The sequence below is a fragment of the Catenovulum maritimum genome (genome assembly GCF_001050375.1).
In the GTDB taxonomy this organism is placed as follows: Bacteria; Pseudomonadota; Gammaproteobacteria; order Enterobacterales; family Alteromonadaceae; genus Catenovulum; species Catenovulum maritimum.
The window spans coordinates 98,220-122,740 of record NZ_KQ130493.1 but is presented as its reverse complement, the minus strand read 5'-3'; the positions used below and the strand labels follow the sequence as shown (position 1 = coordinate 122,740).

18 protein-coding genes are annotated in these 24,521 nt (G+C 38.6%); 11 read left to right on the top strand and 7 right to left on the bottom strand.

Annotated features, from left to right (window positions below; genetic code table 11):
- Window positions 1-114: 114 nt before the first annotated feature.
- Together XM47_RS12475 and XM47_RS12470 are read right to left on the bottom strand one after the other, a co-directional pair.
- Window positions 115-2,967 (bottom strand): family 78 glycoside hydrolase catalytic domain, encoded by a 2,853-nt coding sequence (locus XM47_RS12475; RefSeq protein WP_048692989.1) that lies wholly within the window; start codon window positions 2,965-2,967, stop codon window positions 115-117.
- 51 nt (window positions 2,968-3,018) lie between these two features.
- The gene (locus XM47_RS12470; protein WP_048692988.1) at window positions 3,019-3,891 is read right to left on the bottom strand and encodes a sugar phosphate isomerase/epimerase family protein; all 873 of its coding nucleotides are present in this window, start codon (window positions 3,889-3,891) and stop codon (window positions 3,019-3,021) included.
- 290 nt (window positions 3,892-4,181) lie between these two features.
- On the opposite strand from XM47_RS12470, the gene XM47_RS12465 reads away from it, so the two are divergent.
- The 6 genes from XM47_RS12465 (at window position 4,182) to XM47_RS12440 (ending at window position 11,358) form a co-directional block, all read left to right on the top strand.
- The gene (locus XM47_RS12465) at window positions 4,182-4,754 is read left to right on the top strand and encodes a gluconate 2-dehydrogenase subunit 3 family protein (protein WP_048692985.1); all 573 of its coding nucleotides are present in this window, start codon (window positions 4,182-4,184) and stop codon (window positions 4,752-4,754) included.
- Window positions 4,751-6,466, top strand: a complete 1,716-nt coding sequence (locus XM47_RS12460; protein WP_048692983.1) for a GMC oxidoreductase — start codon at window positions 4,751-4,753, stop codon at window positions 6,464-6,466. The genes XM47_RS12465 and XM47_RS12460 overlap by 4 nt, the downstream gene beginning before the upstream one ends.
- 12 nt (window positions 6,467-6,478) lie before the next feature.
- Window positions 6,479-7,276, top strand: coding sequence for a 3-keto-disaccharide hydrolase (locus XM47_RS12455; protein WP_216595990.1), 798 nt, complete (start codon window positions 6,479-6,481; stop codon window positions 7,274-7,276).
- A gap of 2 nt (window positions 7,277-7,278) precedes the next feature.
- Window positions 7,279-9,000, top strand: coding sequence for a sulfatase family protein (locus XM47_RS12450; protein WP_053084563.1), 1,722 nt, complete (start codon window positions 7,279-7,281; stop codon window positions 8,998-9,000).
- Between the two features lie 286 nt (window positions 9,001-9,286).
- The gene (gene fbaA, locus XM47_RS12445; RefSeq protein ID WP_048692978.1) at window positions 9,287-10,375 is read left to right on the top strand and encodes a class II fructose-bisphosphate aldolase; all 1,089 of its coding nucleotides are present in this window, start codon (window positions 9,287-9,289) and stop codon (window positions 10,373-10,375) included.
- Window positions 10,376-10,389: 14 nt separating this feature from the next.
- Window positions 10,390-11,358 (top strand): class 1 fructose-bisphosphatase, encoded by a 969-nt coding sequence (locus XM47_RS12440; protein WP_048692976.1) that lies wholly within the window; start codon window positions 10,390-10,392, stop codon window positions 11,356-11,358.
- Window positions 11,359-11,433: 75 nt separating this feature from the next.
- Here XM47_RS12440 and XM47_RS12435 read toward each other — a convergent pair whose 3' ends face one another.
- The gene (locus tag XM47_RS12435; protein WP_048692973.1) at window positions 11,434-12,171 is read right to left on the bottom strand and encodes an FCD domain-containing protein; all 738 of its coding nucleotides are present in this window, start codon (window positions 12,169-12,171) and stop codon (window positions 11,434-11,436) included.
- A 199-nt stretch (window positions 12,172-12,370) separates the two neighbouring features.
- On the opposite strand from XM47_RS12435, the gene XM47_RS12430 reads away from it, so the two are divergent.
- The 4 genes from XM47_RS12430 to XM47_RS12415 all read left to right on the top strand — a co-directional run bounded on the left by XM47_RS12430 (window position 12,371) and on the right by XM47_RS12415 (window position 18,267).
- A complete protein-coding gene (locus XM47_RS12430) occupies window positions 12,371-13,060 on the top strand; it encodes a 3-keto-disaccharide hydrolase (protein WP_048692970.1) in 690 nt (229 codons plus the stop codon).
- An 88-nt stretch (window positions 13,061-13,148) separates the two neighbouring features.
- The gene (locus XM47_RS12425; protein WP_053084562.1) at window positions 13,149-15,533 is read left to right on the top strand and encodes a PVC-type heme-binding CxxCH protein; all 2,385 of its coding nucleotides are present in this window, start codon (window positions 13,149-13,151) and stop codon (window positions 15,531-15,533) included.
- Between the two features lie 528 nt (window positions 15,534-16,061).
- Window positions 16,062-17,273: a right-handed parallel beta-helix repeat-containing protein gene (locus XM47_RS12420; protein ID WP_048692968.1), complete on the top strand. Its 1,212-nt coding sequence runs from the start codon at window positions 16,062-16,064 to the stop codon at window positions 17,271-17,273.
- Window positions 17,274-17,283: 10 nt separating this feature from the next.
- A complete protein-coding gene (locus XM47_RS12415) occupies window positions 17,284-18,267 on the top strand; it encodes a hypothetical protein (RefSeq protein WP_048692965.1) in 984 nt (327 codons plus the stop codon).
- A gap of 33 nt (window positions 18,268-18,300) precedes the next feature.
- On the opposite strand, the gene ahpF is transcribed toward XM47_RS12415, so the two are convergent.
- Both ahpF and ahpC read right to left on the bottom strand, forming a co-directional pair.
- Window positions 18,301-19,854: an alkyl hydroperoxide reductase subunit F gene (gene ahpF / locus XM47_RS12410; RefSeq protein ID WP_048692963.1), complete on the bottom strand. Its 1,554-nt coding sequence runs from the start codon at window positions 19,852-19,854 to the stop codon at window positions 18,301-18,303.
- Window positions 19,855-19,964: 110 nt separating this feature from the next.
- Window positions 19,965-20,528: an alkyl hydroperoxide reductase subunit C gene (gene ahpC, locus XM47_RS12405; RefSeq protein WP_048692960.1), complete on the bottom strand. Its 564-nt coding sequence runs from the start codon at window positions 20,526-20,528 to the stop codon at window positions 19,965-19,967.
- 184 nt (window positions 20,529-20,712) lie between these two features.
- Here ahpC and XM47_RS12400 point away from each other — a divergent pair, with 184 nt between their 5' ends.
- Window positions 20,713-21,618: a hydrogen peroxide-inducible genes activator gene (locus tag XM47_RS12400; RefSeq protein ID WP_048692958.1), complete on the top strand. Its 906-nt coding sequence runs from the start codon at window positions 20,713-20,715 to the stop codon at window positions 21,616-21,618.
- Between the two features lie 348 nt (window positions 21,619-21,966).
- On the opposite strand, the gene XM47_RS12395 is transcribed toward XM47_RS12400, so the two are convergent.
- Both XM47_RS12395 and XM47_RS12390 read right to left on the bottom strand, forming a co-directional pair.
- On the bottom strand, window positions 21,967-23,058 hold the full coding sequence (locus tag XM47_RS12395) for a Gfo/Idh/MocA family protein (RefSeq protein ID WP_078061899.1): 1,092 nt from the start codon (window positions 23,056-23,058) through the stop codon (window positions 21,967-21,969).
- Window positions 23,058-24,461: a divalent metal cation transporter gene (locus XM47_RS12390; RefSeq protein WP_245623469.1), complete on the bottom strand. Its 1,404-nt coding sequence runs from the start codon at window positions 24,459-24,461 to the stop codon at window positions 23,058-23,060. The genes XM47_RS12395 and XM47_RS12390 overlap by 1 nt, the downstream gene beginning before the upstream one ends.
- Window positions 24,462-24,521: the final 60 nt, after the last annotated feature.

Here is a 24,521-nt window from a genome sequence, read left to right as displayed (position 1 = left end):
GGTTTCTTTAAACAAAAAAGCCCTGTGATAAAGATACCAGAGGGCTTGAATTGTTATATCAGAGCGGTATTTAGACTACTCTATTACAGTTGGGTTAAATTCGCTTAAAATGAATTACTCTTCAATGAGAATACTATACTCACCAGCTAGGTAAACTTGAGTTTCTTTACCCGGTAAAGTGACTTTCGCACTGGTGTTATTCGGCACTGTAAACTGCCATTTCACTGATTTACCATCCCTTTTCCAATTGCTTTCTATTTTACCGTAACCCGTTTTATAACTTACCTCAGCCCAGTCTAAATCAACCGGAAATACAGGTTTTAACTGAAAATGTTGATAGCCAGGGTTATCGCCTAAAGGTCTGATCCCGCCAATCCCTTCATAGAACCAGCCGTCATAGCCACTATGGAATGGATGGTTTAACGAACGACCATGAGGGTTTTTACGCTCTGGATCAAGTTCAGGGTCATATACACCTTTACGCTCCCATAAAGTAGTCGCTTTTAATGTTTCAAATTGAAACTTGTAGCCAGGATAACCTTCTGCCGTAAAGATTCGATATGCTGTGTCGCCATAACCATAGTCGCTTAAGGCTAAATAAACGTAAGTTTGACCTAACGCACCAATTGAACCATGGCCATTCCATTTTTCAACAACATCTTTGTTTAAAGCATCTGCGACAGATTGACGTTTATCTTCTGGCGCTATACCAAAGCGTAATGCTAATGCATCAGCTGTTTGACTACCATAATGACCAGTTTCCGCATCATAAAACTCCTTATTAAATTGCTCACTAATGCGTTGATATAACTTGCTAAAATGCTCAACTTTTTCAGGTTTATTTAACAAGCCTGATATTTTTGCCATTAAATCTGCGCCGTGCGCTAAAAATGCAGAACTAGTGATAGTCGGCGTAGTATATTCAGGATTACAACGTTTTCTTGTCATACCGGGTTTTAACACAGGGTCACACCAGTCACCATAACCCATTCTTAATAATGAATTATCTAACTTAGACTCAGCCGATCGCATAAATTTAAGCATGCTTGAATACTGATCGGCTAATACTTGGATATCACCATGATGGCGGTAATGCTCCCAAGCGATGATCACTTCAGCAACAGCCCAATCATAATTACCACCGTGCGTTCGTTTACCTGGCACAATTGCAGGTGCAACATAAGTTGCCGTTTGAAAATCTCCTAGGTATTTTTCCCAGAAATTTTGCATATTATAGTTATAGTTACCCGTGATCAACGCAGCATGGGCGTCTCCCGTCCAACCTGCACGTTCACGAATCGGACAATCCATAGGTACAGCCATTAAGTTACCTTCGTAACTCCATAACGCCATATCATGAACACGATTAACTAATTGGTTCGAACTTTTAAATTGACCGGCAATTTCAACTGAGCTACGAACTAGGTGACCTTTAACAACATCCAGTGCCGGTTCAAAATCGATACCGGTTAATTCTAAATACTGGAAACCATGCCAAGTAAAGGTCGGTGTCCATTCATCACTATCGTCACTTGACGCGATATAAGTATCTGCTTGTTTAAGTAATGGTGCACCGCCACCTGACTTTTGGCTTAAATTACCGTAAACGTCTGCCCATTCACCATAACGTAAATGAATCGCTTGTCCTGGTTTTAAGCCTAATTTTTTAAGATTAACCGTAGGCACGCCAGTGAAGTTTTGGCCAAAATCAAACACCCATACATTTTTTCTTGGCTGATATAATTTAACCGGCTTTAATTCTTTAACTGCTTTAATTGCAGGTAATAATTGTGGCTCTAATACTTTAGTTGGCCATTCTTCTAATACTTCTACCGGTTGCCAAGCTGATACATTGATTTTATTCGTTGCTGAACTATTTAAATTCCAGCCCTTTACAACTTGATTCGCATCATATAATTCACCAGAGAAGAGGCCTTCTTTTAAAATAGGTGATGGGTGGCTTAACCAATCCTGATTAGATGTCACTAATTGGGTTGAGCCGTCTTGATACACTAGCTCTAATTGAGCGATAAACTTAGGCTGACCATAAGATAAGGTCTTTTTAGTTTGCTTAGTAGATTTTTTATCTGGGTTGTTCCAACGGCTAAAAGCAATATTTTCGTCATACCAGCCGCTACCTAAATGAACAGCAATGGTATTTTGGCCTGATGCGAGTAAATCAGTCACAATATCTGTGTTATATAAAATTCGCTTATCATAGTCAGTTTGACCCGGATCCATTAATCTGTCGTCAACCCTTTTACCATTAATATAGATTTCGTAATAACCGGCCGCTGTACTATGCAATTTAGCACGAACTAATTGGTTTTCAGCTTTAGTGCTAAACTCATGTCTAAACAAGCTCGCGGTCGGTTGTTGTTTTAATTGTTCAACCACACCTAATTGTGTTTTGTGTTTAGCTTTAGGGAATTTTTCTGTGATATTTGGATGAACACCTGCTGCATTCAGCATCCAATCCATGGTTTGTTCTGTTTCTTGTGCAACTACTCTATCTTTTACTTGCAACCATTTAGCTTGCCAATCTGTTTTATTGACCAGTCCCATTTCCCATGTACCTGTGGCACTCCAAGATGTCGGCTGCTCTGCTCCAACAGCCCAGACTCTAACCTGCCAAACCGCTTTTTGGTTTGCGGCTAAAACTTTGCCTTGGTAAGGAATATTTAACGACACTTCACTATTTACTTTGCCACTGTCCCAAAGATCAATTTCTTGATCATTTAACAATTCAACTGAGCTAGCCACTTGAATTTGATAGGCAAACTGTTGTTTAACGTTTGCATGCCAAGAAAATCTCGGTTTACTGTTATGTACATTTAGTGGTGTTGGATTGCCTTCAACCAATAAATTGTTAGGTGCATCTGTGCCAGTCACAAATTTTTGCAACTCGCTACTCGAACATGCTGATAGAATGACTATCAGCATGTATATATAAATATTTCTTATCATTTTAGTTACCATTTTATGTGCACGTTTTAATTAAAATATTTGCTGCAATACTTACCAGCATGCTTTATTCAATTCTTTCATAATTTTATCTAGTCCTTTTTTAGAAGCAGCCACAGACTGTAACGGGGTAAAACCTTTAGGATGCTCTTCTTGCTCGACAACTATCCATTGTGTGCCGCCAAATTGCTGGTTTGTTTTAATTAACTCTGACCAGTTAAATGTATCCTGCCCAATAATAACTGGCAGTGATTTCTCTTTATCTTGAGGTTTAGTTCTAATTTTATAATGAGTGGTTAAAGTTCTGTTTGGGTAGCGCTTTACATAAGCAATCGAATCTTGCTCTGCGTAATTCGCCCAGCCGACATCCAACTGCAAAACGAAATTGTCTGGGGTGTTTAACGCAAGGTGATCCCAAAAAGTAGATTGTTGAAAAGTCTTAAATTCTTTTGAATGGTTATGATACCCAAGCTGCATGCCAAACTGAGCAACCGTTTTAGTTAGCTCTTTAAGCTCAATGATTAACTCATTAATTTGGTCTGGTTTATCGATTCTGCCATCATGCGGAATAATTAAAAGCTTAGTGCCAATTTGTTGCAAAAATCTGAGTCTATCAATACCCTTATCACCTCGAAGCTGCTTAACCGACATATGTGCCCCACTCACTTCCAAGCCTAAAGAATCTAAAAAACGTTTTAGAGCAACAGGATCATTCGCATAGGGGCCATACCGACCAGCAAACTCAACGCCAGCAAAACCCATTTTAGCCAACTTGGTTAAAGTACCTTCAAAATCTTCCACTACCATATGCTTAACCGAATGTAACTGAACACTGACTTTAGGTTGTTGCTGAGCTAAACATTCAGAAGCTACCGAATACAGGCTAAAAGTACATAAAGAAATTAACGCTAGTAATTTATAAAACATAAACCTTTCTGACCAAAATTGACCGATATTGAGTTAATGATAAGTAATATAGATAGATAATTCCATATTTAAAAACAAAATTTTCACAAAGAGAATAGCATTAAAATATGATAAACCTATATTAAACAGTTAAGTAATCGAAAATATTAGAGTTCTAGCCACTAATTTTTAAGTTACTTTTGCGCAACAGTTTAGATTGAATCTAATTACTTTTGACCAAATTAGATTGATTTTTACTATAATTTATGTATATTTTTTGTAAGTCGAAATAATAATTTTTTGAGTTAAATATGTCTGAAATAAAAATAAGTAGAAGAGTATTAATTGGCTCGATGGCTTATCTAGTAACCGCCTGTGCATTACCGACTAGTGAAATTAAGTCCATTCAATTGCAAAAGGTCAAACTTGATGGTCAGTATTTCAATGCCCAACAATTAACCCTGCTCACAGATGTAGCCGAAATCATGATCCCTAAAACCAACACCCCAGGGGCAACAGATGCAAATGTAATTGCGGTGCTAGATGCCATGATGCTGACTTGGGCGGGGAAAAAGACGAAGCAACAATTTAACTTCTGTATAAATCAAATCAGTCAAATTGCTAAAAATACTTTTTCAGCGTATTACACCGAGATAACACTGTCAGACCGAAGAGCATTAATTGAGCAATTAGACGCCAATTCATTTGCACAAACAGACACTGAATTATCGGCAAGTTATCGAAAACTCAAAAAAATCATTTTTCATATTTTTTACACGTCAGAAGAAGCAAACCCAGACTTTATTTTAGTCCCTGGCGGTTATAAAGGGTCGCTCACTAAAACAGAGTTAGATGAGATTAATAAAAGAGGTTACCTAGGATGAGCCAAGTATATGATGTAATTGTCGTCGGTTCCGGTATTACTGGCGGTTGGGCAGCTAAAGAATTTTGTGAAAAAGGTTTTAAAACACTGGTTATCGAGCGTGGCCGTAATGTCGAGCATAGAGGTTCAGAATACACAGATATGCAAGCCCCTTGGGAAATCCAAAACCGTAACTTATTAGAAGAAAGCCTCGAAGAAGAAGACAGATATTCAAATATTCGCGGTAAAGGTTATTTCAAAAAAGCCACACAACAGTTTTTCACAGATGATAAAGAGCACCCAATTTCTTACCCTGAAGATAAGCCTTTTAAATGGGTTAGAAGTTACCAACTAGGTGGACGCTCTGTCACTTGGGGCCGCCAAGTATTACGCTGGGGACCAAAGGATTTTGAAGCCAATGCGAAAGATGGCCATGGCGTTCCATGGCCTATTGGTTACGATGATTTAGCCCCTTGGTATGATTACGTAGAAAGCTTTATTGGCGTTTCAGCCAATAAAGATGGATTAGATGTATTGCCTGATGGTGTATTCCAAAAACCTTGGGAAATGAGCGCAGCGGAAAAAGTGATTTCTCAAAATTTAAAGAAAAAATATACCGACCGTCACTTAATTATTGGCCGTGCAGCCAACATTACTGAACCGACTCAAGAACAAATGGAATTGGGAAGAGGCAAATGCCAAGCTCGCTCTTACTGTAAAAGAGGCTGCTCATTTGGTGGTTACTTTAGCTCATTGTCAGCAACCTTACCCGCAGCTAAACGCACTGGAAATCTTGATTTAGTAACAGATGCTATCGTGTATTCGGTTGATTATGACGAAACGACAGGTAAAGCAAAAGGTGTTACTGTCATTGACACTAACACTAAAGAAAAGCGCAGCTATCAAGCCAGAGTCGTGTTTTTATGTGCTTCTGCTTTAGCATCAATCCAAATCTTACTTAACTCAAAATCTAAAACCTTCCCTAATGGTATCGCAAACTCAAGTGGAACAGTCGGTCACTATATAATGGATCACTTCACTGGTGTCATTGCAAATGGTGACGTACCAGGCGTAGAGGATAAATACGGTTACGGAAGACGCCCTATCGCAACTTATATCCCTAATTATCGTCACGAGCAAAAAGACGGTGTCGATTTTATTAGGGGATATGGCTATCAAGCGACCGCTCAACAAAGAAGTAATACTGGCACACACGCACAAAAAATAGGTATTGGTGCTGAAGTAAAAGACAATAGCAATCAACCAAGTAATTGGCGGTTTTTAGCATTAATGTACGGTGAAATGCTGCCATACTTTGAGAATCATGCTCGTTTACACCCAACCAAAAAAGATCAATGGGGTATTCCACTTTTACATATTGACGCAGAGCTCAAGCAAAACGAGCGTAACATGATCAAACAAGCAAGTGTCGATATTAAAGAAATACTTGAGGTAGGCGGCTGCCAAGATATAAAAATAAATGAAACCCCTGAAGATCAGCATATACAAATTGGAGATCGAATACATGAAATGGGTGGTGCCTGTATGGGAGATGACCCTAAAGTGTCAGTATTAAATAAATGGTCTCAGTCACATGACGTACCGAACTTATTTGTTACCGATGGTGCTTGTATGTCGTCTTGTGCTACACAAAACCCATCGTTGACTTATATGGCAATTACGGCAAGAGCGGCTGATTACGCAGCCAAATTGTTAGCTAGTAATACGCTTTAATAGATACTAAATATGCTTAAAAAAATAAAAAAATTTATGCAAGTCAAACGACTCATTATTGCATCACTTTGTATTGTATTCGCTAACAGTGCATTGGCTCATAACAAAGATAACCAGTGGACGTCTATTTTCGATGGTAAATCACTTGACGGTTGGACGCCCAAATTTGCTGGCTATCCGCTGGGTGAAAACTACAAAAATACATTTAGAGTGCAAGACGGCTATTTAATGACTAACTATGACCAATATAAAAAGTTTAACTTTGAGTTTGGTCATTTGTTCTACAAAACGCCCTACTCTCATTATAAGTTAAAATCCACCTATCGCTTTTTAGAGCAACAACTTCCTGGATACAGAAATGCATGGAAGAACAACGGCTTTATGATCCATAGTCAACCACCAGAATCAATGGGATTAGAGCAGAGGTTTCCTACCAGCATAGAAGTCCAATTATTAGGCGCTAATCAAGACACTGAAGCTAGACCCACAGGTAACTTTTGCACGCCAGGTTGCCATGTTTATATGAATAACCAGTTAATTGAAAAGCATTGTATTAAATCGACATCAGCCACTTATAAAGGTGACCAATGGGTAACGGTAGAAATTGAAGTAAGAGGCAACCAAGTCATCAAACATCTTATAAATGGTGAGCATGTACTTGAATACAACCGCCCAATCTTAGATGAAAAATCACAGCATCTAGCTAAGTATTATGGTGGTAACGAGATGAAATCGGGTTATATCGCAATTCAAGCTGAGAACAGCACGATTCAATTTAAATCAATCGAACTTATGGTTTTGGCAGAGTAATAATGAAAACCCCTACAAGCGTAAAAATGTTGTTTCGTACTATCATCACTGGTTTAACACTATTTTCAACTCTGTTATTGGCGAATGATCAGACGTTAGACAAACCGAATATACTATGGCTTGTTGTCGAAGATATGAGTCCAATCATACCGGACTATGGTGATCATACTGTGGCAACGCCCACCATTAGTCGATTAGCTAAAGAAGGGGTTAAATACACCAATGTATATTCTACATCGGGGGTTTGCTCTCCTAGCCGCGCGGCACTTGCTTTAGGTATGTACCCATCGGCAATTGGTGCAAATCATATGCGCACCACATCTGATACGGAAACCACCAAATTACCTAAGTATGAAGCTGTACCACCCGCTGATGCCAAGATGCTCAGCCAATACATGCGTGAATTGGGTTACTACACAGTTAATAATTTAAAAACAGACTATCAATTTACGCCACCCAACACAGCCTGGGATGAAAGCGGAGCTTACGCGCATTGGCGAAACCGTGCTGAAGGCCAACCATTTTTTGCTGTTTTTAATTTCACCACTACCCACGAGTCAGGCTTATTCGAACCTTATGGTTTTAGAAAAATAGAGTCTCGCCATTATTTTTCTGACGATGCCGAGAGAATTTCCAAATTACCTCAACATCATTCAGTCAAATCAACTGAGGCTGAAACGCCGGTTCATATTGCTAAAACAACTGATTTTAAAATCCCACCTTATTTGCCAGACACTCCATTGGTTCGTCGAGACATGTGGAAGATGTATAATAATTTAGCTGAAACAGACAAACAAATGGGCTCTGTTTTACAACAGTTAATCGATGATGATCTGTTAGAAAATACGATTGTATTTTTCTACTCAGATCATGGCGGTCCATTACCTAGACAAAAACGCTTAATTTACGACAGTGGCCTAAAAGTTCCGCTGATTATACGCTTTCCACATAAAGTGAATGCTGGTACCACAGATGATCAACTCATTAGTTTTATCGATTTTGCGCCAACAACTCTAAATATTGCGGGGATAAAGACGCCGACAAACATGCACGGTCAGAACTTTTTAGATAACGCAAATCCAAGACAATATATACATGCTGCTGCCGATCGATTCGACGGATTTACGGATTCAATTCGTGCAGTTAAAAATAAGCAATACAAATACATACGTAATTACCGCCCAGAGCAAGGTTACTATTTACCGGTCGCTTACCGTGAAAAAATACCCAGTATGCAAGAACTATTAAGGTTAAAAGCAGAGAACAAATTAACCGAATACCAAGCACAATGGTTTAGAGAATCTAAGCCAAAAGAAGAATTGTTTGATACGACAAAAGATCCGCATGAGTTAAACAATTTAGCTGGACAGGCTAAATACCAAAGAATCATGACTGAATTAAGCGATGAAATGGATAGATGGCTAGCCAGTATCGGCGATAACCCTAACTTACCTGAAAGATCGCTAATTTCTCAATTATGGCAAAATGCGGATGAAAAACCTAAGACAGCTAAACCACAAGTAAAAACTGATCATGGTATGCTAGAAATAACGACAGCAACTCCAGGCGCAAACATTGGCTATCGGATCATTAGAAATGGCTACCAAGCCACTTCTTGGTCAATATACAAAAAGCCAGTGCAATTAAAGCGAGGCGATCAAATTGAAATCATCGCTCATCGCATTGGCTATGAAAAAAGTGAAAAAATCAGTGTGACATTTTGATCTGAACGACACAGGGAAATAACGATAAATTTATTTAATCAAGTAAACAAAAACAACCGTCGGTAAGCATATTTAAACAAAGTTGAAATATGCTTATTATATCTTAAAGATGTTAGCTAGATATTTAATCCGAAAGCAAGCTAGCTAATACCAAAACGAATTAAGTTCGGATATGGAACAGAGCCGGACGATAGCCCAGATATAATGGGCTTAGCTGAAGCTAAACATGATACATTGGTATATGTTTAGCGAGCAGGTCAATTAACCAATTAAAACGGTAGAAATTATGTCAGATTCAATCTTATCAATTAAGCCTGGTGTTGCGACAGGTAGCGACGTACAAGCTTTATTAAATTATGCTAAAGAAAATAACTTTGCGTACCCAGGCGTCAATGTTATTGGCAGCCACTCGGTTAATGCTGCATTAGAAGCAGCAAGCAAGGTCAACTCTCCGATTATGATCCAGCTATCAAATGGCGGTGCTGCTTTTTTCCTTGGTAAAGGTAAGAAATTAGAAACACATCAAGGATTAGGGTCTGCAGTTGAAGGTGCAATAGCAGCAGCAAAATATATTCATGCTGTTGCAGAATTTTACGGTGTGCCGGTTCTTTTACATACGGATCATGCTGCAAAGAACCTTTTGCCATGGATTGATGGGTTAATCGAAGCCAGCGAAAAGCATTTCGCTGCAACGGGTAAGCCTTTATTCAGCTCTCACATGATTGATTTATCAGAAGAATCTTTAACCGAAAATATTGAAACCTGTGCAAAATACCTAGAAAAATTATCCAAACTAGGCATCACATTAGAAATTGAATTAGGTTGTACTGGCGGCGAAGAAGATGGTGTTGATAATACCAACATCGACAGCTCTGCACTTTACACTCAGCCAGAAGACGTCGCTTATGCTTACGAAGTACTAAGCAAAATTAGCCCTAACTTTACCATTGCGGCATCATTTGGTAATGTTCATGGTGTTTATAAACCTGGTAATGTCAAACTGACACCTGAAATTCTGAAAAACTCACAAAGCTATGTCTCTGAGAAATTTTCTCTGCCGCACAATAGCTTAAATTTTGTTTTTCACGGTGGTTCAGGCTCATCTGCAGAAGAAATTCAAGAAGCAATCGAGTATGGTGTTATCAAAATGAACATAGATACAGATACTCAATGGGCAACTTGGTGTGGTGTTAGAAATTACTATCAAGAAAAAGAAGGTTACCTACAAACTCAAATTGGTAACCCTGATGGTGCTGATAACCCAAACAAAAAACATTACGACCCTAGAGTTTGGATGCGACTAGCAGAAGAATCTATGACTAAACGACTTGAACAATCATTTGCAGAGTTAAATTGCATAAACCGTTATAAGTAAGCGAGATTATATTAATGAAAAGACTCATCCCAACGCTCAGGGCTGATAATGTTCCGCTAGAACTTATCATGGTAATCCGAACAATTTTAGCAGCCAGTAAAGAAATTTCTTTTCGGGTCAGCCAAGGTGCTTTGTCTGGTATTTTAGGTTCTTCACTAGATGAAAATATTCAAGGTGAAACCCAAAAGAAGCTAGACATATTGTCAAATCAGTTGCTTAAAGATATTTTATTATCTTCACCTGATGTCAGAGCCATAGCTTCAGAAGAAGAAGATGATGTGGTTGCGGGTATTGAAGATGCGCCATACATAGTCGCCTTTGATCCACTTGATGGCTCATCAAACATAGATATTAATGGCCAAATTGGTACTATTTTTACTATATATGCAGCACGTGACGATGTACCAGCAGACTCACCATTACAATTTGCTCAACCAGGTACTGCTCAATTAGCAGCTGGTTATGTTTTATATGGCCCTTCGACCTTATTAGTTTTAACAACTGGCGGTCCAACACGTCTATATACACTTGACCAAACTCATGGTGGTTATTTGCTAACCCAAGATGAAATGGAAATAGAACCAGATACTGCTGAGTTTGCAATTAATATGTCTAATCAGCGCTTTTGGAATCAAGATACACAAGCGTACATTAATCAATTAATCGCGGGTGAAACTGGCCCAAGAGGTAAAAGATTCAATATGCGCTGGAATGGCGCTATGGTTGGTGATGTTCATAGAGTATTACAAAGAGGTGGGATTTTCCTTTATCCAAGTGATACGAAAAACCCAGGCCAACCTTCAAAGTTAAGATTACTTTATGAAGCAAACCCAATGGCAATGTTAGTTGAAAATGCGGGCGGTAAAGCAGTAACAGGTGAAGATAGAATTTTAGACATCATGCCATCTGACTTGCATCAACGCGTACCTGTTATTATGGGTGCAGCTAACGAAGTTGACGAATTCGTCAATACCAAGGCTTAAGCAGATTTACGAATCCGCGAGTTAATAAACTAATCTAAAAATGGCTCTTTTGAGCCATTTTTTTTATAACAAGCATTAACCTTCTAAACTATAAGACTCAAACAAGTAACCATCAAATAAAGGGTCTTCGACATCTGACAAGGTCAACAAGGTTTGTTTAACGCTTTCTAAATGCTGCCACATGGCTTGTCTGGCTATATCAGGTTTTTTACTTTTTAGCGCGGCAAAAATGGCTTCATGCTCATTCAGCCATTTTTCTCTATAGCTTATATCTGTTAGACGTTTATGTAGGGTTTGCCATGACAGGCTATTTTCTCTTTGTGTCCAAAATTGATTGGAGACATCCACTAAAGCACTGTTTTGTGTTGCTTCGGCTACGGCTAAATGAAATGCTTTATCTGCCAGCTCGTTGTCTTCGCCTTTTAAAATTGCCTGTTTCTCTTTATCTAGTGCCAACCTCAGCCTAACCACATCATTTTTAGTTATCTGACTTGCGGCAAATTCAGCTATATGACTTTCGACTAGCTGCCTAGCCTGCAGCATTTCAAATGTGCCCATGCTATCAACTTGGTTAACCTCTGACCTTGGTTCGTTATCCAACAATGCGGATACATATATGCCTGAGCCTTTTCTGACTTCAACTAAGCCTTCTATCTCTAGCATAATCATAGCGTCTCTAACTGTTGAGCGACTCACGGTTAACTGTTCAGCAATACTTCTTTCTGGTGGCAATCTATCACCAATTTGGAAATGCTCATCTGACAAAAATTTTTTAAGTTGCTCTGCTACTAATTGATACGGCCTTTTGTTCATTTTTGATGCTCAGCGTGACTCAAAATATATCAAACCCCATGATTGATAGTTATAAAGGTGTGTTTTAACCAAATTAAATAATTTATGCAAGCCAAGCATTAGGTTTACCAAATAATATATTGGTTGACCAATTTAACTGAGGGTTGGATAATAACGATAATTAATAATATTTTAACAATGTGTAACAAAGTAGACTGCTATGAAAATATTCATTTCAAAAATGCTAATCGCATCGACAGCTCTAATTCTATCGTCTTGTGCTTCAACCGATAAAACCATACTAAGTACAAGTTTGAGTAATTGGCAAAATATTTCAACCTTTGGCAATGCGACACTAGTCAATGACGAAATTCACCTAGTGTCTAAAAATAATTGGTTCTATTTAACCAAAAAACAATACAAAGACTTTATCTTAGAAGCAGAAGTCATGCTGCCTAAATTAGAAAATGAAGAGCCGAACTCTGGCATTATTTTTAGAGGCCAGATAGGGACTGAAAATAACAAAAAATTTGCTTATGGCTACCAAGCTGAAGTAGACCCTACAGACAGAAAATGGAGCGGCGGTTTATACGAACAAAGTACGCCAAGACAATGGTTACACCCTATACACCCTAAGCGCTCCAAGCCAGATTCAGACTTCAAACAAAATTTATCGCCAGAATGGACAAATGAAAAAGCCAATGCACTTAAACGCATGGACTGGAATAAATACGTCATACAAGCGAAAGGACCTGAATTAAAAATTTGGTTAAATGGAGTATTAACGACGCACGTTATAGACACTAAATTTGCCCAAGGATACATAGGTATTCAACATCATGGTAATCGAATTAAAACTGATCCAACTTACGCCATAAAATTCAGAAATATCAAGATCACTGAATTATAAAATTATAACTTTAATGCAATAAACTGATTCGTCGCTAATACTTAGTATCAACCCATAATAAGTATTGGCGAGTAAAACTGGATATAAGATGAATTACAAAAAATTAAAACTAACTAGCCTACTGATGACGAGTTTAGTTTTATCTAGTCATACATTGGCTGAAACCAACAAGCCAAAATTAAAAGGTGATCGACCTGGGCACGTAATGAAAGATGTGATCCCAAAAAGCGAAGTACCGCCAGCACCAATTTTAACAGTCGAACAGGCATTAAAATCGTTTCAAGTTCAAGATGGTTTTACGCTTGAAAATGTCGTATCTGAGCCAAACATATTCAGCCCTGTCACTATGGTTTTTGACGCTAATGGTCGGATGTGGGTATGTGAAATGACACGTTTTATGCCAGATGTGTATGGAAACGGTGAAAATGTACCTGAAGGGAATATCGCCGTTTTAGAAGATACAGATGGCGACGGTAAAGTAGATAAACGAACCGTGTTCTTAGACGACATTATACTCCCAAGAACCATTACATTAGTAAAAGGCGGCATACTCTATGCTGACTCAGAGCAACTATATTTTGCTGAAGTGATCGAGCAAAATGGTCAACTTAAAGCAGGGATTAGAGCTGTGGTTGATCCGACCTATGCTAAAGGCGGTAATTTAGAACACAAGACCAATACCATGCTGTATGGCATGGATAACTGGTACTACAATGCTAAGAGTGATAAAAAATACCAAACGCTTCCTCTAGATTCAAGCATTCCTCAGGGTGCAGCAGAAATATACCGCAACAAATACTGGAAATTAGTTAGAGCAAAAACAGACTATAGAGGTCAGTGGGGTTTAACCATGGACGACTATGGCCGTTTATACTCAAATGGTAATAGTTCACCCGCTCGTGGCGAATATTTAATGCCAGGTTCTTTGCTCAAAAACCCAAAATTTTGGCCAAAAATGCAATCGCATCCTATTGGTAATTTCTTTATTTACTCTTCACGTATGAACACAGGGGTTAACCGTGGCTATATGGATGGTTTATTAGAAACGGAAGGTCCAAATAGAGGTAAACTCAAAGCTTTTACAGCAGCGAGCGGCAGCTTGATATACAGAGGCGATAACTTCCCAGAACAGTTTTATGGTATGGCTTTAACGCCAGAGCCTGCCGGTAATTTAATTAGCGCCAGATATATAAAAGAAAAAAATGGTAAACTCAGCGGCAAAGAAATTTACCCTAAATCTGAAATATTAACCTCAACCGACGAAAGATTCCGCCCAGTAAACTTATATACAGCACCAGATGGGACTTTATATATTATTGATATGTACCACGGCATCATTCAACATAAAGAGTTTTTAACCACTTACTTAGCTGAGCAAATCAAGTCTCGCGACTTAGACAAGCACAATAATACTATGGGGCGAATTTACCGATTAAGATGGAAAGATAAGCCTGCCGGAAAACAACCTAAACTAGCAGACTTAACCGCTAAACAATTAGTGCCTTATCTGGCTCATAGCAATGGTTGGTGGCGTGATACTGCCAGACGTTTAATTATTGAAAAAGATAGTAAAGAAGTCGCTAACAGCATTACTAAACTCATTGCCGATTCAAAAGATCCAATTGTACAAATTAATGCTTTATGGACACTACATGGTTTAGATAAAGTGAGTTGGCAAATAATTGAACCTTTGTTGATCAAAGCGAAGCCAAAAGCCCAAGTCGCAGCCATTTTAGTTTCAGAACGACTGCCGAAAAAAGATCATGATAAATTTGCCGATTATTTATTAAAACTAGCAGATGCTGATTATGACGTTGCCATACAAGTTGCATTAATGTCTGGCGCTATCGAGTCACCAAAAGCGATGCAAGCTGCGATAAATGTGTTGAATAAACACATCAAAGCACCCGCAATTCGGGAAGCTTTTATCAGTGGCGCCGGTAATAAATATCCTGAGCTGTTTGCTTTGCTTGGCGAACATTCAGATGCCAAACTCATGTACATGATTAATAATTTAGGCAAAAAGCCTGCTGAAGCAACTAATCGTGAACAATTATCCGAGCAAGGTAAAAGCCTTTATGATCTTGGTAAAAACTTATACATGGGTAGAGCAGCTTGCTTTGGTTGTCATGGTCAAGATGGTGATGGTATAGACGGAATGGGTCCGACATTTTGGGGGAGTCAATGGGTTATTGAAGCACCTGAAAAACTTGCTAAAGTCTTACTTCACGGTTTATCTGGTCCAATTAAAGTCAAGAAAAGAGCTAGAGTATGGCAAACAAACATGGTTATGCCAGGTTTAGCCAACAACCCGAGTATCTCAGATGAGGATTTAGCTGCCATCTCGACTTATATTAGAAACGCCTGGGGCAATACGGCTGACTCAACTAGCCATGTTTCACCAGAACTAATTAAAAAGGTCCGAGCAGAAACTAAAGACAGGCAATCTCCTTATACTCAAGAAGATTTCTAACCCATAACGACAGTGGCGGTAGCTAAGCTATCTGCCACTGTACCTTCAACTCTTACCTTAAATAACCTTAACTTGGGATAAGAAATTAGCTAAGCCAATTAAGCTATTGATGTTATTAAACTTTAATTTCTTGAGCGTTTTTTTCTTAAAACAAGACGAATTTAGGTGCGTAATAGCTGGCTATTACTGACACATTCAACGCAGTTACCAGCAAAAAGGCCCTCAAGAAAGCAAGTTATTATCCAGATTTGAGATTAAATACCAGCCCTTTTATTTCTCCGGCTCTTTGCCTTCATACTCCCAATAAAAAATAAGATTAACTTCGCCTCGCATGTTCAAAAACACCGATCCCCAAAATGAACATAAAAGATCACAAATGAATAATAATGAAACAAAAAGACAACAAAAGATTGATCTTTTATTAAAAATATTTAAATATAACGACCGAAATGGATAAAAGCACTAATGGAACCAAACATGATTATAAAAATTCCCGCTTAACGGGTTAACCAAAATAGGCTCTACAGAATGATAAAAAAGCAAACTTCCCTTCTTAGCACTAGCATTTTAGGTTTAGCATTATTTTCAGCAAACACATTCGCTGCAGATTGCTCCAGTACACCAGTAAATCCAAATGGCAATGCCAGTAAATTGCAAGATGCACTCCAACAGGCAACCAACACTGGTTTACCAATTAGAATCACTGGTACTTATTACATCAGCAATGACATCAAAGTTTATTTAAAGAAAGATTTAGTCGTAGATGCAACCGGTGCAAAATTTATCGCAACGACCAATCTAGATGGCGATTTGTTTAGTATTGATGCACATGCCACTAAATCTAACGAATGTGGCAGTAGCAACACTTTAGCTGATTTCAATTGGAAAGGCGGAGATTTCAATATTGCAAATGCAAAAGTATCCACTGTCGTGCCTTACCCATACAAAACCCCTGAAGGAAAAACGGGCACCCAATCCACAGCAGACGCACTTTCAGTTCGCGGTGGTATCAATAGCCACAATACGAATAAATTAGGCGAAGCGGTTATCGAAAACATTACAGTTACAGGCACAAAAAACAATACAGATACCTGTTTTGAAGCCGGTGGTGACAGTGGTATCTTACTGACAGGTGGTACCAAGGTAACGGTTAAAAACAACAGTTTTTATGGGATTCGTGACGCAGCAGTTTACTTAACGGCAAGTGGTGATAATGGCCAGTATGGCGATCATTTTACTTTTTCTAACAACTATGTTGAACGAGCATGTTACGCGTTAACCTCTAAACGTGGTGCTGATAATCTTAAATTTTTAAACAATACCATTAATAACGTACTAGGTGGTATTGGTGTACCAAACACTTTTACAGGTAGAACTGCAACCAATGTTGTTGTTAGAGGTAATAAAATTAGCAAAACAATTCGTGGGATCTCTATGTATCGAGTGAATAACGCCACTATTGAAAATAACGAAATTACAGAATTAGGCGCAATCACAAACGGATTGACCAAAGCAATTGGCGCATATGGCAATGTTTACGAAGGTATCTTACTTGCCGGCACTCAAGGTACGAATACTTTAAGTAATAACACGATTAAAGGCGTTACTGGTTCAAGAGAAGGCGCAACAGAGACATATGGTGTGACTTATAGAGAACATGATGGCCGTTCAACAACTGGAGTTAGTATCAGCAATCATAGCTATTCAAAATTAAATAAATGGGTTAAAGATTTCCAATAAGCCCGCTATTTTGAAAAAGCTGACTTTAATTATCTGTATTAGCAGTGCCGCCTTTATAGCGGCGCTGCTTTATAACTTAATTCCAGTTTCTGATTCTGGATCTAATCAAACGACAACCACAGTCGCCGAGAATATATCTAGCCATGAGCTGACTCAAACTGACATGAGTTCTATTGATTACCAAGATTTAAGTCAGTACCAAAAGCCAATACAAAACATACCAAATCTTTCGGATGATACCCTGCTACTTAACGCCGATTCAGTACTCGGATACCTAATAGAAGAAAATTTAACTGAACAACAGGCTTTTGCTCTGAGTGAAATTTCAGTTGAGCAGTCGGCAAGTTTATTAAGCCAAGACTCAAGTTTGCTAGCCTTAGCAATCAATAAAATAACAAGCTTACCCCATTCAGAACAACGTGAATTCTTACTAAGGGCAAGCCATAATTCAAGTGAAGAAGTTAAACAACAAATCAGTCAAGCCTTGTTCAACTCAGATAGAGTTATAGATAGAAAAAGCGCTGTGTCTCTTTTAATGCGCAACCCTATGTCTGCACAAGTCAGCGAAAGAATAACTTCTATTTTACAGATGGAGTATGATTCAAGTGTCTTACAGCATGTATTTAACCATCTTGGGGCAATAAACAATCCGATTTTGATTGAAAAATTGCTCCCCGATATCGAACACGTAATCAGTTTTACCCACGATATTAAAATCAAAAGTTCGGCTGTTAAAATCTTGATGAAGCACCATCCAGCTAATGCGGACATTACAAGTTACATTGACACCATGCTAACATCTAGCCAAGCTGATGAAAGAAATCAGGGTCTTAATTTACTGTTTATGCAGCTTAACGATCACGACATCGAGTTATCAGATTATCGTAAACAAATTATCGAGTTAGAAGTGGGTAAAATTGTCAACGATCTCAGCCAATCTACAGAAAATCGTCAACAAGCTGAATTAACCTTAAATTTAATTCAGCGCCATTAGTTGTATTAGCTCAATAACTTGATTTAGTTGAGATTATTCAGCTTCCCTGATGATGTAATCAAATGCCGATAATGAAGCTTTAGCCCCTTCTCCCATAGCAATTACAATTTGCTTATAAGGCACAGTGGAGACATCACCCGCAGCAAAAATACCAGGTACATTCGTTTGGCACCTCTCGTCTATGATAACTTCACCGTGTTGAGTTCGCTCGACAACACCTTCTAAAAACTGGCTATTCGGGACTAATCCAATCTGCACAAAAACCCCTGACAATGCTTGGCGCTTAATTTCACCAGATTCTCTATCTTGGTATTCGAGCGCGACCACTTTACCATTATCTGCTATAACCTGTTTGGTTGCGGCATTTTTGATAATGGTTATCTTGTCATTAGCTTCGGCTTTATCAACTAACACTTTATCCGCTTTTAACTCTGCTAAAAACTCAAACACAGTGACATGGTTAACCATGCCTGCTAAGTCTAACGCAGCCTCAATACCTGAGTTACCACCACCGACGACAGCAACTTCTTTGCCTTTAAAAAAAGGACCATCGCAGTGAGGACAATATGCCACGCCCGAACCTATATTCTCTTTTTCGCCCGGAACACCTAGCTCACGCCATTTAGCGCCAGTCGCGACAATAACAGTTTTAGTTTCTATCACTTCGCCACTAGATAAATAAAGCTGCTTAATTTTGCCTTCTTCAATTTTATCAACGCGAATAAACTCTTTAATCGTCACCTCATAATCGTTCAAGTGTGCTTGCATATTGCCGGTTAGTTCAGAACCCGTTGTTTTAGGCACTGAAATTAAATTTTCTATACCAACCGTATCTTTTACTTGGCCGCCGATACGATCAGCTATCATGGTCACTTTTAACCCTTTTCGGGCTGAGTATATAGCAGCTGCGATACCGGCTGGTCCACCGCCTATTACTGTCACATCTTGGGTGGGTAATTTGTCAGCTTTTGTTGCTTCAACTATATAAGGATATTTTTGAATTAGTTTATCCACTAATTGAGCTGTATCTATTTTACCGTTTGCAAATAACTCACCATTTAAATAAACGCTTGGTACGCCTTGAATATTTCTTTGCTCAACTAAATCCTGAAATAAACCACCGTCTATCATTTCGGTTTGTATATTCTGGTTACTTAAAGCAAATTGATTAAGTGACTGCACAACATCAGGACAGTTATGACAACTTAGCGACACAAACACTTCAAAGTGTAAAGTTTCCTTAATATTCTCGACCATAGCTTTCAATACAGGATCAAGTTTTATCTCGGTGCCTGAAGAATGTAGAATCGCTAAAATTAAGGAATTAAACTCATGCCCACTAGGAATGCCAGAAAACACCACGCCATTTTGTTGGCCACCAACCTCTAGTGCAAAAGTGATCGGACTTCTTAACCCTGCGTCTCTTTCCTCTATACTTAATTGGTCAGAAACTGAAGATATCTGAGTCAAGAAATCGCTTAATTCTTGACGTTTTTCATGCTCACCAGTTTGTAGAACTAATGTCACATTGTTCGCCATATTTTGAGTATAAGATTTTAATGCGGTTAAAATATCATTGCTTATCATAGTATTACCTTTATCTATACCCAAATTAGGATAGATGATGAAAATGTTGAATTACGCTAACTTGGCAAGTAAGGGTTGGCACTGGGTATCAGCGCCAACTTGACTAATTGTTAAATTTTTCCAACTAAATCCAAGCTAGGAGTTAGAGTCGCTTGGCCTTGTTCCCATGCCGCAGGGCAAACTTCGCCGTCATTGTCGCGAACATACTGTGCAGCTTTGACATTACGAACCATATCTTTAGCGCTTCGACCTATGCCACCGTTATGAATATGAGCGACTTGAATTACGCCATCAGGGTCAACCAAAAATGTACCTCGGTGAGCCATATGATCTTCTTCAATCATCACATCGAAGCCTCGTGTAATAGCACCAGTTTGGTCGCCTAGCATTGGAAATTTGATTTTGCCAATCGCTTCTGAAGAGTCATGCCAAGCTTTATGTGAAAAGTGTGTGTCGGTTGATACTGAGTAAACTTCAACGCCTAATCCTTGCAATTCAGCATAATGTGATGCCATATCTTCTAATTCAGTTGGACAAACAAAGGTGAAATCAGCAGGATAAAATACGAAGATCCCCCACTTACCTTTAACACTTTCTGATGTCACTTCAACGAATTCACCATTGTGGAATGCTTGTGCTTTAAATTCTGGAATTGTTTTGCCTACTTGAGCCATGGTAATTACCTCTATATTTAAATTAACTTAGTTTCAAAAGCTTGTTTGCTTCGATGTGATAAATAGTAAACCCGACCAATAAATTAATAAAATTGATTAAATTGATTTTATAATTCAATTTAATTGAACTACCCTTAATGAAAATTGCAATAATCTGATTAAATTTAAACATGAGCCTTAGATAATGATTTCTTTAAAACAACTCAAATATGCACTCGCAATAGAGAAACATTTACATTTCAAAAAAGCAGCTGAAGCTTGCAATGTTTCGCAGTCAGCATTAAGTACAGCAATTAATGAGCTTGAAAAGCAACTCGGTCTTCAAATATTTGAAAGGAATAACAAACAAGTATTGATTACATCCGATGGAGATATCATTTTAACTAAAGCCAGAAAGATAAAATTAGAAATGGACGAATTGCTACAAATGTCACAGCTCAATAAAGCACCATTTGCTAGACCTATGACACTGGGTATTATTCCTACCATTGGGCCATATATGTTGCCAAAAGTTTTACCTAGCGTTAGACAATCCTATCCTGATTTCAGGCTCAAAATTGTCGAAGATCAGTCGCATGTTTTAGTCGATCTAGTCAGAACGGGAGAAATAGATGCAGCAGTGCTCGCACTGCCTTATCCGATTGAAGGCTTAATGAGCTTTAATTTTTGGCAGGAAGATTTTTATTGGGTTAGCCACAAAGATGAATGCCCAAATCAAATGGAAGAAATTACTAGCGAAGAATTGGAAATCGATAAACTTATGCTGTTAAAAGATGGCCATTGTCTTAAGGAACATGCGTTACATGCATGCAGTTTGCAAAGTAAAAAACAAGAATCAAGCTTTGAGTCATCCAGTTTACATACCTTAATCCAAATGGTTGCTGGCAAACTAGGCACAACTTTAGTCCCACAAATGGCACTGGATCAATTGACCTATAACGAGTCTGAATTAAGAGCGGTACACTTAAACGAACCCGGTCCACATAGAAGTATCGCGCTAATCATTCGCCCCAATTACGTCAGGACTGACGAGATAACCTTATTAAAAAATATATTCAATAAAGAGTTAACTGCTTTTTATAACCAATAATAAGATATTAAATTAAGCTAGCAGTAATACTTCTATTTTAGTGAACCAATAATTCCAATTAATCAAATTTACTGAATTAATTATTTCATCCATGATTAAGTGGAACTAAAAAAGAGGTATTTAACCATGAAAAACATAATCAAAAACTTTACGAAAGTATTTCAAGCAAAGACAGAAAAGCCGAAAACAAAGTCTTGTAACTATGCCAATAATTACTATGGTGACCAAGTATGCAGGCAATCTAAAAATTAAATGAAAGAAAATACGACAGTATCACGCGATAAATACGAATAAGGCCATTCATTGAATGGCCTTATTTATCTTATCTGTTCCGAAGATTAATAGAACCTATTTAGCGGAATCAGCTAGTGCTTGAGCTTGCATGCTTAATTCAGCCGCTTTAAATGTATGAGCCTGAGTCATAGCATTTTCAGTTCGGTTAATAACATCTAAGATTAACTGGCCAAAATAAGGGAAAGCTGATTTACCAAAGCAATCAATTTCTTGCTCTTTTTCATTATTAGTTAAGAACAATTTAGACGCAGGCGCTTGGCGCGAAACATCATTATATTTACGACATTCAATATTGCCTTCAGTACCAATAATGAAAGTACGACCATCACCCCAAGTGGCTTGCCCTTCTGGAGTAAACCAGTCAACACGAGTATAAAAAGAAGCGCCGTTATCGCCTGTCATAGATATCTCACCAAAATCTTCTAATCCTGGCTTATCTTGATTATTCATGTTGCTGGCACGGGCAAAGTTAATAGTGGCATCTTCAATACAGGCATAAGTTAAAAACTGTTCAACTTGATGTGAACCAATGTCAGTTAAAATGCCGCCATAACAATTTTTGTCGAAGAACCAATCAGGACGAGTCGCTTTTGCAAGCCTATGTGGTGCAAGGTTGATTACTTGTAGCACTTTGCCAATCGCGCCTTGCTTTATCAATTCACCCGCTTGCCACGCGGCTTCATTATGCAAGCGTTCTGCATAATAAACTGCATAAATACGTTTAGTTTCGGCAACGACTTGCTTAACTTTTTCAAGTTGCTCAAGCGAAGTAAATGGCGATTTATCGGTAAAATAGTCTTTACCCGATTGCATCACTTTAATCCCAATTTCCGCTCTTAAATACGGGATTGCTGCACTGGCAACTAGCTGAGTATCTGAATCTTGTAAAATTTGCTCAAAGCTGTCTGCGACTATAGCTTGCGGGTACTTTTCGCAGAATGCAGCTAGCCGTTGTTCGTCCGTATCATAAACGTACTTTAACGTAGCACCAGCTTGTAATAAGCCATTTGTCTGGCCATTGATATGGCCATGATCTAAATAAGCGACCGAAAAGTAAAATTCGTTAGGTTCAACCACCTTAACGGATTGTCCAACAGGCGCATAATTAGCACCATCTTTCATATTAGTTTGTGCTGAGTTTGGCATTACAAATAACCTAATTTAACCAGTGTTGAATATGTGACGCTCGCAAGTACAGTGATAATACAAAGTACCATAGCAAGGTTAATGAAAAGACGCTTAGTACCCGTAGGCATTGCATCACCTAAATAGTCTTTTTTATTGTTTAACAAAGCCCAACCGATATAAGCAATTGGTAATAAAAAGCCGCAGATGGCAGCGGTTGGCAAAATGACATATGGACCCATAGTTTTCCAAACAAAAACCCCAAGCACAGCGGGTGTAGGTGCTAATAACGCAATTTTATATTTAGTGCTGTTTTCTGGAAAATTAAACATGGCCGCTGCTGCTGAACCACAGCAAAGCATATGCATAACCAGTGAACCTATTGCCATGCCCAAAATACCAAAGGCAAAAATTAAACGACTCGTCACTTCATCTAAGCCTGCCGACATAAACATAGTGCCTGCTTGAGTTGGGCTTAATTTACCTTCAATTCCCATATCTGAGCCAAAAAATGCACCTGCAGCAGCAATTGAAATTAAACTGGTCACAACAACATAAGGTACGACTAAGCCAATGCCGATATCGTAACGTGATAGCTCAGCATGATCCGCTGTCCATTTTTTATGAAGTAAAGTATAGCCATAGATAAAGGTCATATTGATACCAACCGCACTACCTAATGCAGCCATTACCACAGTGACCCCTTGCGCTGTGTCAGGGAAAGAAGAAGGGATATATCCAGCGGCTACCGCAGCCCAATCAACTTTGCCATTAATAGATGCGCTAATAACAACCCAGGCAAAAGCAATCACAATTAGACCAGTCAGTACTTTAATACCCGTCTCGAAAAATTTAACCGCGTTACCCGAACCTTCATGCTCGCCATATTTTAATGCAGTGTATGCCACACCAGCCCACGCAATAATAGCAAGCCCCAGCAAATATAAATCTCGGATAAATGTATTTTCAGGATCAACCGAGAAACCGGTTGTCACCACAATAATTTCTTCCATCATGCCAGCACTTAAGGGGTAATGAGCAAATCCCCAAATAATACTAGAAGCAAATGCAGCTAATGCCCAACCCCATGCAATTGGTTTGTTAACATGCTTTTTCATAGACTCGAACGGCTTTTTCTGGGTATGCAAAGTTTGGTGAGACAATACATACAACATGATACAACCGATCAGCATAGATATAGGCTGAACCCATAGTAGTTCATAGCCAAATAGAGCACCTATGGTTAATGAAGTAACCGCACTACCACCACCTAAAGTCATTGCACCTTGAAGCCAACCCGGCCCACTCAGTTTTAAATAGGTAGGCACTCTCTGCAACGCGGGCTTTTTTGCGATTGCGCGCAAGGTTTCAACTTCTTGCTGTTGAGCTGGTGTTCTACCATTTTCAATTGTTTGATTTTCCAAAACTATGTCTCTTTTAATTTTATTAAGTTTTAGCCAGCTAGCTACAACTGACCGGAAAAA